9 protein-coding genes and 1 pseudogene are annotated in these 12,479 nt (G+C 63.8%); 3 read left to right on the forward strand and 7 right to left on the reverse strand.

The features are described from left to right. Positions 1–140 precede the first annotated feature (140 nt). Positions 141–1,595: a glutamate synthase subunit beta gene (locus EJ077_RS05740; RefSeq protein WP_208700318.1), complete on the forward strand. Its 1,455-nt coding sequence runs from the start codon at positions 141–143 to the stop codon at positions 1,593–1,595. On the opposite strand, the pseudogene EJ077_RS05745 reads toward EJ077_RS05740, so the two are convergent. Both EJ077_RS05745 and EJ077_RS05750 read right to left on the reverse strand, forming a co-directional pair. Further along, positions 1,592–2,823: pseudogene (locus EJ077_RS05745) on the reverse strand (SGNH family hydrolase). The gene EJ077_RS05740 and the pseudogene EJ077_RS05745 overlap by 4 nt on opposite strands. A 123-nt stretch (positions 2,824–2,946) precedes the next feature. Beyond that, positions 2,947–4,170 carry a lytic murein transglycosylase gene (locus EJ077_RS05750; RefSeq protein ID WP_208700320.1) on the reverse strand — a complete coding sequence of 408 codons (1,224 nt, stop codon included), beginning with the start codon at positions 4,168–4,170 and terminating at the stop codon, positions 2,947–2,949. A 201-nt stretch (positions 4,171–4,371) separates the two neighbouring features. Between EJ077_RS05750 and galU the strand changes: the two genes are divergently transcribed. Further along, a complete protein-coding gene (gene galU / locus EJ077_RS05755; RefSeq protein ID WP_208702914.1) occupies positions 4,372–5,286 on the forward strand; it encodes a UTP--glucose-1-phosphate uridylyltransferase GalU in 915 nt (304 codons plus the stop codon). A gap of 75 nt (positions 5,287–5,361) precedes the next feature. On the opposite strand, the gene EJ077_RS05760 is transcribed toward galU, so the two are convergent. Beyond that, positions 5,362–7,137: an outer membrane beta-barrel protein gene (locus EJ077_RS05760; RefSeq protein WP_208700322.1), complete on the reverse strand. Its 1,776-nt coding sequence runs from the start codon at positions 7,135–7,137 to the stop codon at positions 5,362–5,364. 248 nt (positions 7,138–7,385) lie between these two features. On the opposite strand from EJ077_RS05760, the gene EJ077_RS05765 reads away from it, so the two are divergent. Continuing rightward, entirely contained in the window at positions 7,386–8,387 is a 1,002-nt protein-coding gene (locus EJ077_RS05765) for a KpsF/GutQ family sugar-phosphate isomerase (protein WP_208700324.1), read from the forward strand. A gap of 185 nt (positions 8,388–8,572) precedes the next feature. On the opposite strand, the gene EJ077_RS05770 is transcribed toward EJ077_RS05765, so the two are convergent. From EJ077_RS05770 to hemH, 4 genes are all read right to left on the reverse strand, one after another. Continuing rightward, positions 8,573–9,037, reverse strand: a complete 465-nt coding sequence (locus EJ077_RS05770) for an NfeD family protein (protein WP_208700326.1) — start codon at positions 9,035–9,037, stop codon at positions 8,573–8,575. A gap of 14 nt (positions 9,038–9,051) precedes the next feature. Next, positions 9,052–10,002, reverse strand: a complete 951-nt coding sequence (locus EJ077_RS05775) for an SPFH domain-containing protein (protein WP_208700328.1) — start codon at positions 10,000–10,002, stop codon at positions 9,052–9,054. Between the two features lie 121 nt (positions 10,003–10,123). After that, positions 10,124–11,335 (reverse strand): NAD(P)/FAD-dependent oxidoreductase, encoded by a 1,212-nt coding sequence (locus EJ077_RS05780; RefSeq protein WP_208700330.1) that lies wholly within the window; start codon positions 11,333–11,335, stop codon positions 10,124–10,126. A 54-nt stretch (positions 11,336–11,389) separates the two neighbouring features. After that, positions 11,390–12,454, reverse strand: coding sequence for a ferrochelatase (gene hemH / locus EJ077_RS05785; RefSeq protein WP_208700332.1), 1,065 nt, complete (start codon positions 12,452–12,454; stop codon positions 11,390–11,392). Positions 12,455–12,479: the final 25 nt, after the last annotated feature.

The following is a 12,479-nucleotide window of genomic DNA, read 5'->3' on the forward strand; positions in this document are numbered from 1 at the left end:
TTTGAGAATTGCCGGGGAGCCCAGGCTTCCCGGCTCCCTTCATCGACAAGTTTGACCTCGGGCTCAAGGTTGCCATGGCTGCCTCAAGAGGTTAACGGGTGCGGCGAAAACCGCACCATCTGGACAGCAGGAACTGGACTATGGGCAAGGTAACAGGCTTTCTCGAAATCGACCGGCAGGTGCACAAGTACCAGCCGGCCTCCGACCGCATCCGGCATTTCCGCGAATTCACGCTGCCGATGTCGGACAAGGAGGTCGAGAAACAGGCCGCGCGCTGCATGGATTGCGGCATTCCGTTCTGTCACGGGCCGACCGGCTGCCCGATCCACAACCAGATCCCCGACTGGAACGACCTCGTCTACAACAGGGACTGGGACAACGCGATCCGCAACCTGCACTCGACCAACAACTTCCCGGAGTTCACCGGCCGCATCTGTCCGGCACCTTGCGAGGAAGCCTGCACGCTGAACCTCGAGGACATTCCTGTCGCCATCAAGACGGTGGAGCAGGCGATCGCGGACAAGGCCTATGAGACCGGCCACATCCGGCCCTACCCGCCGGAGAAGAAGACCGGCAAGCGGGTCGCCATCATCGGCTCCGGGCCGGCCGGCATGGCGGCTGCCCAGCAGCTTGGCCGCGCCGGCCACGACGTGCATGTCTATGAGCGCGAGAGCCGGCCAGGCGGGCTGATGCGTTACGGCATTCCCGACTTCAAGATCGAGAAGCACTATATCGACCGGCGCATCGAACAGATGCAGGGCGAGGGCGTGACCTTCCATTGCGGCGTCAATGTCGGCGTCGACAAGCCCGTGGCTGAACTCCTCGCCGACCATGATGCCGTGCTCTATTGCGGCGGTTCGGAAACGCCGCGCGCCGCCGGTATTCCCGGCGACGATCTCGGCGGTGTGCATGACGCGATGCCCTACCTGGTGCAGCAGAACCGCCGCGTCGGCGGTGAGCCGATCCAGTCCGTGGCATGGCCGTCGCATCCGATCATCGCCGGCGGCCAGCATGTCGTCGTCGTCGGTGGTGGCGATACCGCCTCCGACTGCGTCGGCACCGCCTTCCGCCAGGGCGCCGTGCGCGTCACCCAGCTCGACATCCGCCCGCAGCCGCCCGAGAAGGAAGATAAGCTCGCCGTCTGGCCCTACTGGGCGACCAAGATGCGCACCTCGTCCTCGCAGGCCGAGGGCGCCGAACGCGAATTCCAGGTGGCGACGCTCGAATTCATCGGCGAAGAGGGCCAGCTTACCGGCGTCAAGTGCTGCGAGGTCGACGAGAAGCGCAAGCCGATCGCCGGCACCGAATTCGTCATCCGCGCCGATCTCGCCTTCATCGCCATCGGCTTTGCCGGACCGGCGACGGCAGGCGTTGCGGCGGAACTGGAAGGTGAGATGAAGATCACCACCGACAGCCGCCGTTCCAGGAATGTCGAGGCCAATGACCGCGACTACAGGACCAGCGTCGACCGGCTCTACGCGGCGGGCGACGTGCGCCGTGGCCAGTCGCTGGTCGTCTGGGCCATCCGCGAAGGCCGCCAGGCGGCACGCTCGATCGACGAGGCGCTGATGGGGACGACCGTCCTGCCGCGCTAAGGGGTGATCGCCGTCGTGGTATCGGCGGCCGCCGCCGCTGTTGCCGGACTTGCCTTCGGCGGCCAGGAAAAGTCGTCGGCGCGTCCGGGCGACGCTTCCGGCGCCTTGCCCTCGATCACCAGTCTTTCCCCGGGAAGAGCTGGATCGGCCTTCGGCAGTGGGGCGGCGCCGAGCAATTCGGTGCCGCCGTCGAGCGCGGGATCGCTGAGCAGCATGGGCTGGGTGCGATCGATGACGATGGGGGCGGCCGCCGGAGCGGGTGCCTCGACCGGTGCGCCTGCCGGCGCCGTCGTCGGTGCCACGCTTCCCGGCGCGGCCAGTCCAAGGATCTTCAGCAGCGGCTTTTCGGTGTAGAAGGCGAGCTTGCGCTTGCCTGCCTTGGACACGTTGATGCCGTCATCGGCACGCAGCCGCACGGGCTGGCCGTTCATGTCGGGGCCGTTGGTGATGAAGGCCCCGTTCTCGTCGACGAAGCCGTCCCAGACATCGACGAATTCGCCGCCGTGGCTTTCGGCCGCCTTGTGGTAGATGTCGTTGAAGGCCAGCATGTCCGAGGTCATCTTCGGCACCCGGAAGGCCGGCATGCCGACCCACAGGAAAGGCACCTTGGGGGTGGCGATTGCCTTGCCGAACTCATCGGTGCGGCGTTCGTATTCCTTGGTCCAGTTTTCGGAACGAGGCTGCTCGCGCACGTCCCCGACCTTCATCTGCTGGCGGTCGTTAGACCCAGCATGACGACCACCGCGGCGGGTTTCTCGGTTTCGATCAGCGATTTGATCTGTTCGGGCCAGTTGTAGAAATCATCGCGCACGAAGCCTGACGAGCCATTGCTGCGGACAACGATCCTGACGCCGGTATTCTCGGCGAAGGCTTCGTCCAGACCCTCGGCGAGGCCCGCCGCCATGAAGTCGCCGACCACAAGGACGGTGCGGGCGTCGGGCGCTTTTTCGGCCACGGGCGTCGCAGGCTCCTCGGGTGGGCGAGGCGCACGAGGTTTCTTCTTCGGCTTGGGTCTCGCCTGCTGGATGTCCAGCGGCGGCTCGACCCGCTCGCTGCGGCGCGGAAACAGAAGGTCGCGCAACGACCAGCCTCGGCTCTGCTGCGGCTGCTCCTGCGCCATGGCTGGGGCATGGACGGCGCCGGCCACGCCAATTGCCAGCAGGACGATCGCCAGAGTTAGGATCGGCATGCGACGAACAAACAACGCGATACGCGCGGCCGAAACCAATCACTCCTCCATCCCTAGTGCCTGGTCCCGCAAACCGGAGCCGTTTTTGGCGCCGGGCGCAAGTTCAAAGCGCCATGGCGCCGGGTTTGTGCGCAAAAAAAGCGCGTGGCGCCGTGGTCGGCTTTATTTCTGCCGGAGCCATTTCAGCACTTCCAAGCTCGGATAGCCATCCTGGGTCAAGCCAACCTTCGCCTGATAAGCCATGATGGCCGTCTTCGAGCCGTCACCGATCTTGCCGTCGAATTTGCCATCATAAAGGCCATGCTGGGAAAGTCGCTTCTGCAACTCCTGCCTTTCCTCGAAGCTGAGCTTGGTGAAAGGCCGCTGCCAGTCCTGCACCAGGCCGTTGCCGCCGGCGATCTCATCGGCAAGCAAACCGACGGCGAGCGCGTATTTATCGGCATTGTTGTAGGCCTTGATGACCGAGAAATTCCTGATCATCAGGAAGGCCGGCCCGCCACGGCCGTCCGGCACTTTCAGCGTCGCCTTGTCGGTAAGGGTCTTGAACGGCTTGCCGTTGGCCCTGACGACGCCGAGCGCCTGCCATTGCGCCAGCGTCTTCGATCCGCCCGGCAATTTGCCTGCCGGCAAGGTGACTTCGTAGCCCCAGGTCTTGCCGGCCTGCCAGCCATTCTTCTTGAGCAGGTTGGCCGATGTCGCCAGCGCATCGGGAATGGAATTCCAGATGTCGCGCTTGCCGTTACCATCCATGTCGACGGCATAGTGCTGGTAGCTGGTCGGAATGAACTGGGTCTGGCCCATGGCGCCCGCCCAGGAGCCCATCAGGTGGCTCTCGTCGCTGTCCCCGGTTTGCAGGATCTTCAGCGCTGCGACCAACTGGGTGCGGGCGTATTTCGAACGTTTCGGGTCGCCATAACCCAAAGTCGCCAGCGAACGCACGACGTTGCGCATGATGTCGTCGCGCTTGAGGATCTCGCCATAGTTCGATTCCATCGACCAGATGGCCAGGAGAACGTAGCGGTCGACGCCGAACCGCGCCTCGATCCTGTCCAGCCAAGGCTTCCACTTTTTCGCCATCTGCTGCCCGACGGCGACGGACTGGTCATGGACCCGGTTGTCGAAATAATCCCAGGCGGGTGCGGTGAATTCGGGCTGGGTGCGTGCCTTTTCCAGCACCACCGGATCGGGCTCGTTGATGCCCCTGAAGGCCTGGTCGTAGACGGCGCCGGAAACGCCGCCCGCCACGGCGGTGGCGCGGAAGCCGGCGACCCATTGCCGGAACCCGGCGTCGGCGAAGGCCGGCCCGGTGGGAATGAGCAAAGCGAGCGAGAGGCTGGCTGCCGTCATGACGCTGGTGAAAATTTTTGCGGCATTGCGAACGGACATCTTTTCCTCCTTCTTTGTCTCAGGAAAGACCATTCATCGCCGAACCGGGTTAGGAATTAGTTTACCATAGGCGTCGCCTGGAACGAAAAGACACCTCAATGCTTTAACCGGTGGAAGTTTCCCTCAGCCGCTCCAGTAATCTTCAATTCCGGCGTGAAAATGTCGCGAGACGGGATTGCGGAGCCGGCCAGCAAACGGATAATTGAAAGTATGAAGAGAGTTCGCAAGGCAGTTTTCCCGGTCGCCGGTCTCGGCACGCGGTTTCTCCCGGCCACCAAGGCTGTTCCCAAGGAAATGTTGACCGTCGTCGACAGGCCGGTCATCCAGTATGTCGTCGATGAGGCGCGCGAGGCTGGCATCGAGCATTTCATCTTCGTCACCGGCCGCAACAAGACGGTCATCGAGGACCATTTCGATATCCAGTTCGAGCTCTATGACACGCTGGCACAGCGCGGCAAGGACGAGCAGCTAGCCCGCTTGCAGCGGCTGCAGCCGGCGCCAGGCCAGACCAGCTTCACCCGCCAGCAGGTGCCGATGGGTCTCGGCCATGCCGTGTGGTGCGCGCGCGAACTGGTCGGCGACGAGCCGTTCGCGCTGTTGTTGCCCGACATGATCATGCAGTCGGAAAAGAGCTGCACGAAGGCGATGGTCGAACTCTACGAGGAAACCGGCAACAACATCATCGCCGTGCAGGAATGCGACCCGGCGGAGGCTCACAAATACGGCATTGTCGGCCGCGGCGAAGACACCCATCACGGCTTCCGCATCACCGAGATGGTGGAAAAGCCGCAGACCGGCACGGCGCCGTCCAACCTCTACATCAACGGCCGCTACATCCTGCAGCCGGAGATCTTCAAAATTCTCGAAGGCCAGGAGAAGGGCGCCGGCAACGAAATCCAGCTCACCGACGCGATGCTGAAGCTGGAAAAGCAGCAAGCGTTCTACGGCTACCATTATCAGGGCCGCACCTTCGATTGCGGCTCGCCCGAAGGCTTCGTCGAGGCCAATGTCGCCTTCGCGCTGTGGCGCAACGACATGAACCAGAGCATGGCCGGCGTCATCCGCACGCTTCTCGATGAGATGAAGCCATCAGAACGGCGCGGGGCGGCATTTTAGGCCCTACACTTCGTCATACTGGGGCGTAGCAAGGAGCGAAGCGACGCGGCGCAGGACGACGAAGTGCATACGCCTTCAGCGCTGCACTTTCATGCCGAGGTAGATGCTGTTGGCTGTGTAGTCGCGGCCGGGCAGGTTGCTGGTCAGCTTTTCGGTTCTTACCCGGGTGGTGAGGCCGGCATAGCGGTTCAGCCACCAGGTCAGGCCTGCTTCCGCGCTCAGGATCCTGTCATGGCCGTCGATGCCGACATAGTCGCGCCAGTCCAGGCCCAGGGCCGCATTCGCGGTGAGATTGGATCGGATCACGCGTTCGCCCGTCAGGCGTCCGGAGTAGAGGATATCGCCGCTTTCGCCCGATGTGGTCGTGGTCTCGACGGTGGTCTTGCCGGTCAGGCCGATCGTGGTGCCGCGTTCGGGCGACCATTTTAGATCGGCATTGACGGTGGCACCCGAAATCGCTTCAAGGCTTTTGTCGTCGACCGCTTCCCTGAGCCAGCCGGCCGAGAATTCACCCGACAGCTTCTCGCCCATGTCGACTTGCAGGCCCGCGCGGGCGCCGAGGCGCGTCGAGGATCGCTCGAAGCCTTCATTGTCGATGCGCTGGTCATAGGCCCGGCGGCCGACCTCGATTTCGGTGAAGGGCGTGAGCGCCGGGGAAATCTCGTAGCCCGTGCGCAAGGTTGCCGTGTAGAGCGTGTTGTCTTGATCCTTCTGCGACAGCGAGGTGCCGTCGGAGAGCTTGGCGTCACCGTAGAAGTCGTGTGAGACCGCTCCGGTCAACGTGTACTGCATCTTGCCGACCGCCTTCTCGACGCCGATGCTGCCATCGATCGTCTGCCGCAGCGGCTGGGTGCTGACGCCGGCAATGGCATCGGGCGAAGACGCCGATTCCGGCACGGCTTCGTAGCCGAGCTTGGCGATGGCGCGCAATTCCTTGTCGAGATCGACGTTGAGCTGGCCTTGGATGCGCCCCTGCGCATCGTGAACCGGGTAGCCCGACACGGTTTCGCGGAAAATGCCATAGCCGTCGATGGTCGCCGAGTTTTCGCGCCAGTCGGAAGCGGCGGTAAAGCGCAGCGCCGTCTCGGACAGCAGCGCCGAAGTGCCGGCACTGCTCGAATCGCCGTTGGTCGTCGCCGTCAGCCCCTGTTCGATGGTCGGCCGGATGACGAAGGAGCCCCATTTGACACCAGTGGCGGCGAACGGATCGTCCTCGGGCTTCTTGTTCCGGCCTTCGATCGCAGCGGTGCGCTCGGCGCCGGCGTCGAGTTTCTGCCTGTCCACACTGTCGATGGTAAGTGCACGGCGGTTGGCCGCTTCCTGGTCCGTCGCGGTGTTGTCGGTATCGTCGGTCGTCGCCGTAGTGGCGGTGGTGGTTGGATCCGTAGCCGCCGTGGTGCTCTTTTTCTTCTTGGACTTGTCGGCAGCCTTGTCCTTTGCCTTGTCGGCCGCGTTCTGCCTGGCGGTCGAAGTGCGGCGCGGCTTGGGCGGCGGCGGTGCGTCGGCGGAGGTATCGTCGGTGGCCTGGGGCGGGTCGAAGACGCTGGTGGTCGAGTTCGCGGCGTCGGCATCGTCAGGCACGGCACCGGCGCTGGCCGGCAGATAGGTGCGCGCCGACGCATCGCCCTGCGCGGCAGCATTGGCCGCCGCTTGCTGGACAAGAACCAGGTTTCTTGCCTTGCGCTGCTGGTCGGACAGGATCGCCGATTCCGACACTTCTCCACGCAGTTCCGTTTCCTGGGCCTGGAGGGGCGCAGGACGCAGCAAGGCAAGGACGCTGGTTGCCAGCAGCAAGGCGCAGACCGCCTTGCCCCGCCGTCCTCTCGATTTTTCTGGCTGGACCCCGGACATCGCCACCACTGCTTGCGCGGCGCGTGCGCGCCATACTTACCGAACCGTAAATGGGGATGGTTAACGGAGGATTGAGGCCGCGCGCGTCACCGGCCCAAACGCGATTTCCGCGGGCGACAATGCGGGTCCGCGTCGTGCTTTCTGTTTTGATCCTTGTGGCTGTCCCCAATTGCCGCACACATTCGGCCGTCATGCGGAAGGCCATTTCTGTTGGACAGGCGGGCGGCAAAGCGCTAATCGCATCATCCATGCATGCGAGACCTCTCGATAAGAAGCCCCTGGACAGGCAAGCGTCGATCGAATCGGCGCTGAGAACGGTGGCAACCGAGCAGGCCGGGATCGCGGCCCTTGCCGAGGCGCTCGAGAACGGATTGGCGGCACCCTTTGCCCATGCCGTCGACATGATCTCGAAGATCGAGGGCCGGCTCATCGTCACCGGCGTCGGCAAAAGCGGCCATATCGGTTCGAAGATCGCGGCGACGCTGGCCTCGACCGGCACGCCTGCCTTCTTCGTCCATCCCGTCGAGGCCAATCATGGTGATCTCGGCATGATCGCCAAGGACGACGCCATTATCGCCATCTCCTGGTCGGGCGAGAGCAAGGAGATGATGGGCATCGTCGCCTATTCCCGGCGTTTCTCGATTCCGCTCATCGCCGTCACTTCGGGCGAAACATCGGCGCTGGCGCGGGCGGCCGACGTCGTGCTTTTGTTGCCACGCGCCCCCGAGGCCTGCCCGCATGGCCTGGCGCCGACGACGTCGACGCTGCTGCAGCTGGTCGTCGGCGACGCACTGGCGATCGCGCTGCTCGAGGCGCGCGGCTTCACGCCCGACCATTTCCGCACCTTCCATCCCGGCGGCCAGCTCGGCGCCAACCTGACCATGGTCTCCGAGATCATGCGGGTCGGCGACCAGATGCCGTTGGCAGCGCTCGGCACCAAGATGCCGGAAGCGGTGATGACGTTGTCGCAGAAGAAGGTCGGCTGCGTGCTGATCGTCGACGCGAATGGCGAACTGGCCGGGATCATCACCGACGGCGATGTGGCGCGCAACCTGCACCGTAACCTGGCCGACGTCATCGTTGACGAGGTGATGACCCGTACGCCCAAGACGGTCGACCCGCAGACGCTTGCAGGCACGGCCATCGCGCTGCTCAACGAGCACAATATCGGCGCACTGGTGGTGACCAGGAACAACATGCCGCTGGGCGTGGTGCATTTCCACGACCTGCTGCGTATCGGCGCAGCCTGAGGCATCGATATTCAGGTGAGGCCGGCCTGCGAAAGACGGCTTTCTGCGCTTCCCCGTTCTACTGCGTCGCATTAGAACTGAGCTCACGTACTTAAGTACGCTCCGCTCCGGTTCTCGAAAGCCATCCTTCTCGACTCGGCCTGACCTGAATCTCAACACCTTAGCGCGTTGGCGCTGTCTGAATCTCAGACCTGCTCCACCGTCAGCTCCAGGTCGGTGTCGGCGGCGGCGGTGACGCGGACCTGGGTGCCGGCGGGCAAATCCGGGCCGGAGACGCGCCACAGCGTGTCGCCGAGCTTGATGCGGCCACGGCCGTCGCGGATCGGTTCGGCAAGTGTCGCCATCCTGCCGATCATCTGCGCGCCACGGCGGTTGAGCAGCGGCTGGTCGGTCGGCTGGTCGCGTCCGCCCATGAGTTTCTTGCCGACAAAGGCTGAAACCAGCGACAGCACGAGGAATAGCAGCACCTGGACCTGCCATGTCCAGATGGCGGCATCCCAGATCAGCAGCGACACCGCGCCGACGATCAGGGCGGCGACGCCGATCCAAAGCATGAAGAAACCCGGCGCGATGACCTCTACCACCAGCAGCACGAAGCCCAGAACCATCCAGTTCCAGGGACCCAGTTCAGAAACGATGCGGTCGATCATGAGCGTGGCCTATCTCAGTTTTCGGAGGGCCTGACGACAGGCGGACGTGCTGCCTGCCTTTGCGCACCGGTCGTACCTTCGCCGCGGAAGACTTCCTTGGCGATTTCGCCGATGCCGCCAAGCGAGCCGATCAGGGACGAGGCCTCGAAGGGCATCAGCACGATCTTGCTGTTGGTGGCGGTGCCGATCTTGCCCAGCGCCTCGGTGTATTTCTGGGCGACGAAGTAGTTCAGCGCCTGCACGTCGCCCTTGGAAATCGCTTCCGACACGACCTGGGTGGCGCGGGCTTCGGCTTCGGCGGAGCGTTCGCGCGCCTCGGCGTCGCGGAAGGCGGCTTCCTTGCGGCCCTCGGCTTCGAGGATCTGCGACTGCTTGAGGCCTTCGGCGGCCAGGATCTGCGCGCGCTTGTTGCGCTCGGCGGTCATCTGGCGGCCCATCGATTCGATCAGGTTGGCCGGCGGGTTGATGTCCTTGATCTCGACGCGGGTGATCTTGATGCCCCACGGATGCGCCGCTTCGTCGACGACGCGCAGCAGGCGCTCGTTGATGGCGTCGCGGTTGGACAACAGCTCATCGAGGTCCATCGAGCCCATGACGGTACGGATGTTGGTCATCGTCAGGTTGAGGATAGCGTTCTGCAGGCCGGCAACCTGATAGGCGGCCTGTGCCGCATTGAGGATCTGGTAGAAAGCGATGCCGTCGACGCCGACGATGGCGTTGTCGCGGGTGATGATCTCCTGGCTCGGAACGTCGAGCACCTGTTCCATCATGTTCATCTTGGCGCCGATACGGTCGACGAACGGCGTGATGAGGTTGAGGCCGGGGCTCAGTGTCTTGGTGTAACGACCAAAGCGTTCGACGGTATAGTTGTATCCCTGCGGAATTGTCTTGATGCCCTTGAACAGCACCAGCACGACAAGCGCGACCAGAACAACGACCGCAATATCGAAACCACTGAAATCCATTTGGCTCTCCCTCAGAGGCAGGCCACGCGAGCCATTCCCACGTGGCCGACTTCACCAAAGACTTAAGTGTGTTTCAGCAACGTTACAATCAGGTGATGAGGGATTGTTTGCGAGTATACACTCAACGGTTGAAGGCAAACAGGCTTGCATCCGTGTCTTCAAGCCCGCCGATCGAGGCCGGAACGATCTCGGCAGCGATGCGCGAGAAGGTGATGCCGTTGCCGCCATAACCCATCACGGCATGGATGCGCGGATGCCCGGGAATGGCGCCGATGTAGGGGAGGCCTGTGGTCGTCGTGCCGAAGGAGCCGGTCCAGGCGAATTCGGGCCTGGCGTCGAGATGCGGCAACAGCCTGCCAAGCTTTTCGGCAATGCGTTCGCTCTTGTCAGGGATGAGTTCGTCTCGCTGTGTCTCGTCGACGAAATCCTCGTCCTCGCCGCCGCATATGACCCGGCCGTCGGTGGTCGCCCTGACATAGAGGTAGGGATACGACGCCTCCCAGATGAACGTCGCACCCGGCCAGAGCTTTCGCGGCTGTGGGCGCGTCGCGATCGCCCAGGTCGAGATGATCTGGTGGGCCGCCGCCGGCACGATGTCGACTAACTCGTAACCGGTGGCCAAGACGACATGCCGCGCCGTGATGGTGGGGCCGTCCCTGGTTGCCACGACCACCTCGTCGGCACTGTCCTTGATCGCCGTCGCTTCGACGGGCGTGTAGAGGCGAGCCTTGCGCCCCAGCGCCTCGAGCAGCAGTCCTGCCGTCAGCTTGCGCGGGTCGAGCGCGACGTTGCCATGGCTGAGGATGGCGCCATCGCGGTCGACGCCAAACGCCTCGGCGAGCGGCCGAGGGGTCAGATAGGTCGCGGCGATCCCAGCTTGCCGGCGCGCCTCGGCTTCCTCACGCAATTGCGATGGGCCGAGCACGGTGCCGGCCAGATAGAGCGATTGGGTACGGCTCATGCCGCAGGTGATGCCGAGTTCGGTGACGCGGGCGGCAAGATTGGAAACGGCCAGCCGCGAGCGTCGCCACGCCTGCCGTGCCTCGGCCTTGCCAATCATTCTCGACAGAATTGAAAGCGGCTGGTCGATTTCGAACTGCACCAGCGCCGTGGTTGCCGCCGTCGAGCCTTTCAGCGGTCCGCGGCGGTCGATGCAGATCACGGCGTGACCGTCCGCCGTCAGCGCCTCGGCCATCATGGCGCCGCTGATCCCCATGCCGATGATCAGCACATCGGTCTTGACGTCCCGGGTCAGACTGTCGGTCGGCACCGCGGGCGCGCGATAGGCCGACCAGACGGGCCGGCCGGTTCTGAGGTCAAGTTTGCGCGGCATCCACGTCTCCGGAAGGTGCGCCTCAACGCCCCCGGAGTGGTGGTGGTTCCGGCGTCAGGCCCAGCCAGACAGCTCGCGCCGTACCATCGCTTCGATCACCGCCATGCCTTCCGGACTGTCGTTGAGGCAAGGAATATGGGCGAATTTTTCGCCACCGGCATGATGGAAGGTCTCGGCAGCTTCGCGGCCGATCTCGTCCAGCGTCTCGATGCAGTCTACGGAAAAGCCGGGATTGACGATGGCGATCGACTTGACGCCGTCCTTGGCCAGTTTCTCCACCGTCTTGTCGGTGTAGGGCTGCAGCCATTCCTGCGCGCCGAAGCGCGACTGGAAGGTGGTGATCAGCTTGTTCTCGTCCCAGCCCAGCCGCTCGCGCAGCAGCCGCGTCGTCTTGAGACAGTGGCAATGATAGGGATCGCCCTTCTCGAAATAGGGTTTCGGGACGCCGTGATAGGAGGTGATGACCACCTCCGGCTCGAAATCCAGCGTTGCCAGATGCTGCTCGATCGAATGTGCCAGCGCCTCGATGTAGACCGGCTCGTCGTAGTAGGGCGGCACGCTGCGGATCGCCGGCGCGCGGCGCATCTTCATCAGAGCGCGAAACAGCTGGTCGTTGGCGGTTGCGGTGGTGGTGGCGGAATATTGCGGGTAGAGCGGAAACGACAGGATGCGGTCGCAGCCTTGCGCGACCAGCCGCTCAGCCACGCTTGCCGTCGACGGATTGCCGTAGCGCATCGCCCAGTCGACGGTGACGTTGGGCAGGTCGCGCAGCGCCTCGGCCAGTTTTTCGCCTTGCGCGCGGGTATAGGTGCGCAGCGGCGACTCGTTTTTTTCCCGGTTCCAGATCCTGGCGTAGTTGGCGCCGGATTTTTTCGGCCGCGACGTCAGCACCAGGCCGTAGAGGATCGGATACCAGATCGCCTTGTTGAGCTCGATGACGCGCGGATCGGACAGGAATTCCCTGAGATAACGCCACATCGGCTTGAAATCGGTGCCGTCGGGCGTACCGAGATTGACCAGCATGACGCCAACCTTGCCCGTCTTGACCGGCGGATGGCCTGGCGGCAGCGGGCCAACCGCCTTTGCGGCGTCGGCATCGATCTGGGAAGAAAGCGTCATAAGGGTTCTCCGGATGGCGCGAACC

This window comes from Mesorhizobium sp. M8A.F.Ca.ET.057.01.1.1 (assembly GCF_003952565.1).
GTDB lineage: Bacteria > Pseudomonadota > Alphaproteobacteria > Rhizobiales > Rhizobiaceae > Mesorhizobium.

Coding starts and splice junctions, on each gene's coding strand:
- EJ077_RS05740 (WP_208700318.1), top strand. CDS start 141: ATGGGCAAGGTAACAGGCTTTCTCGAAATCGACCGGCAGGTGCACAAG.
- EJ077_RS05760 (WP_208700322.1), bottom strand. CDS start 7,137: ATGTCCGGGGTCCAGCCAGAAAAATCGAGAGGACGGCGGGGCAAGGCG.
- EJ077_RS05770 (WP_208700326.1), bottom strand. CDS start 9,037: ATGATCGACCGCATCGTTTCTGAACTGGGTCCCTGGAACTGGATGGTT.
- EJ077_RS05765 (WP_208700324.1), top strand. CDS start 7,386: ATGCATGCGAGACCTCTCGATAAGAAGCCCCTGGACAGGCAAGCGTCG.
- EJ077_RS05750 (WP_208700320.1), bottom strand. CDS start 4,170: ATGTCCGTTCGCAATGCCGCAAAAATTTTCACCAGCGTCATGACGGCA.
- hemH (WP_208700332.1), bottom strand. CDS start 12,454: ATGACGCTTTCTTCCCAGATCGATGCCGACGCCGCAAAGGCGGTTGGC.
- EJ077_RS05780 (WP_208700330.1), bottom strand. CDS start 11,335: ATGCCGCGCAAACTTGACCTCAGAACCGGCCGGCCCGTCTGGTCGGCC.
- EJ077_RS05775 (WP_208700328.1), bottom strand. CDS start 10,002: ATGGATTTCAGTGGTTTCGATATTGCGGTCGTTGTTCTGGTCGCGCTT.